The organism is Xenorhabdus sp. Sc-CR9 (assembly GCF_963897815.1).
GTDB lineage: Bacteria > Pseudomonadota > Gammaproteobacteria > Enterobacterales > Enterobacteriaceae > Xenorhabdus.
This window is the reverse complement of record NZ_CAWQTY010000040.1, coordinates 1-2,479: the sequence shown is the minus strand read 5'-3', so window position 1 is coordinate 2,479 and position 2,479 is coordinate 1. Positions and strand designations below refer to the sequence as shown.

General features: G+C 36.3%; 1 protein-coding gene and 1 pseudogene. Both read right to left on the bottom strand.

Translation table 11 applies throughout. The features are described 5' to 3' along the window. Positions 1-120: 120 nt before the first annotated feature. A complete protein-coding gene (locus tag AACQ81_RS02125; protein WP_237388432.1) occupies positions 121-2,367 on the bottom strand; it encodes a non-ribosomal peptide synthetase in 2,247 nt (748 codons plus the stop codon). Further along, a pseudogene (locus AACQ81_RS02120) lies at positions 2,364-2,479 on the bottom strand (IS630 family transposase); the annotation flags it as partial. The pseudogene AACQ81_RS02120 and the gene AACQ81_RS02125, both read right to left, overlap by 4 nt.

Sequence of the window (2,479 nt, the reverse complement as noted above, 5' to 3'; positions counted from 1 at the left end):
GCAATCATTGTTGCCAATTTATGTGGCAGCTTATTCGTAATGTGAAAATTTTTTTGAAAAGGGCTTCGTTAACGGATTGGAAAGAAATGAGAAATATAAGAGTCTCACCATTATGACAAACTATTTAGGAGTAGTTGGAAGATAAGACAAAAATACAAACTTATTTGGGATCATATAATCCGGTAGATGGTTGCGTAATTTAGTTAGTATTTCAACACGCTCCAGTGGTATAGTTGCGATAATGAAAGCCACTAACATTTTGTTACCTGCGGAAACATCCTTTCCAATAACAGCTGAGACTTTTACTCCATCCAATGAATTAATAACTGCTTCTATTTCTGATGGTTCAATCCGGAATCCCCGAATTTTTAATTGATTATCTAGACGACCAAGATATATAAATGAGTCATTAGGCTTTAGCTTTATTAGATCACCAGATTTATAAGCATGTGAGCCAAGTGCACCTAGCTTGTTTTCAATTAAAAATCGAGCTTGAGTTTCATGATCTTTATTATGATAGCCAGGAGAGAGCAAATTACTGATAATCCAAAGTTCTCCGGCAACACCGGCTGGAACCATGCATCTGTGTGCATCTAATACAAGCATTGTAAACCCGGGTAATGGATACCCTATTGACGCACTATCTCCCCATAAAGATTTATCTTCCGGCATAACATAAGCAGAACAGACATGACTCTCTGAAGGACCATAGAGATTAATCAGCCTTCGGTTGGTATTAAACATATGTTTAATATCAGAGGTAAGAACAAGCTGTTCACCCGTTGAATAGACTTCATCAAGCATTGGTAGTAAAGCTTTACTCGTAAATATTAATTGTGCCATCTGTTGAAGTGCCACATATGGGAAATATGCTCGACGAATTTCGTTTAACTCAATGATATTTCGTAAATAATGCAAATCCTTACGTTCCTCTTCATCTGCAATATATAGCTTTCCTCCAGTACATAATGTTCCGAATATTTCTTGTACAGAAACATCGAAAGACAAAGACATATAATGTAATGTGCAGTCACCTTCACCACAAATGGTAATCCCTTTTTGCCATTCAAGAAGATTAGACAATGTCTTATTCAGTAAGCGCACCCCTTTAGGTTGCCCTGTTGAGCCGGAAGTGTATATGATATATAATTCATCCTCTGGTTTCCGTTTTACTGATTGCCAGCTAGCGTTGCATGTAAATACAATTTCATCTAACACTATTTTGTGGGTGGTCGCAGATAAAGTTGTAACAAATTCACTTATGGTAATAATACAATCTACTGCTGCATCCCGAAGCATATATTCAATACGTTCTTGAGGGTAATTTGGATCAATTGGAACATAAGACGCTCCCGTTTTCAAAACGGCCAGCAAAGCTGCAATAGAATCTTCATTTCGGTTTAGTAATAGACCTATTCGTGAACCAACGCTGATGGAGTAATTTATATACATGAATTCAGCTAGTTGGTTGGCTCGGTGATCTAACCATCCATAAGACCAATGACCGTAACGTGTTATTAGTGCAATATTGTTCGAATGAATTTTGACATATCTTTCTATCTCATCAACAACACATTGATTACTCATGCCAATATGCGAATTACTGGAACGATTCACTATGGATAACTGCTCATCTTGAGTAAGTATTTCAACTTCACCTAAAGATTTTTCGCTCCATTCCCCCATACATAAAACTGTTTGTCTATATAGTTCGAGCCAATATTGAATTGTACTGTCTGCAAATAGTTCGACATTAAACTCCATAATAAAATGGTAAGACGTTCCCATTTCGACAAACAAGGTTAAATCATATTTAGCAGATTGAATATACTGTTCAGTGATATTTATAGAGTAAGAGAAATCCCGAAATACATCATTAATACTAGCAAGGTTTACAAGTAATGTCTGAAAAATAGGATTATCTAGGCCAAAACTTTGTCCTGTATCTGCTACAATATCAGCAAATGGTAATTGCTTATTAAAATGCGCCTGTATAAATTGGTTACGAACTGACATTGCTAATTGATTTACTGTGCTATCTGAATCTATATGAGATCTGAATGGTAGTGTATTAACCAAATATCCTACAGTTCCCTCAAACTCACTGTTATCCCTCAACGAAAAAGGGATGCCAATTGTAATATCTTTTTGACCAGACAAACGATATAATAAAAACTGCCAGCACATAGTCATATACATGAAAGGAGTCATTGCAATATTTCCTGCTAGCTCAGATATTTTCAATGTATCTTCATGACTAAGTTTCAATTGACAATAAGCTGCTTTTGCTCCACTACACTCTTTTCTGGGATAATCAGTTGGAAGGTCTATCATAGGTGGAGACGGAATAAGTAAATAAGATTTCATAATTGTGATACACCCATTTTTCTCATCCCCGGTTTTTGCTGTTGTAAGGAAGCGGTTTCCATGAAGATTTTGACATGGTTAAGCAACTGCCACATAAATTGGCAGCAGTGGT

Bases quoted from the DNA above. Each gene is read 5' to 3' on its own strand.
- AACQ81_RS02125 (WP_237388432.1), bottom strand. From the start codon at position 2,367: ATGAAATCTTATTTACTTATTCCGTCTCCACCTATGATAGACCTTCCA.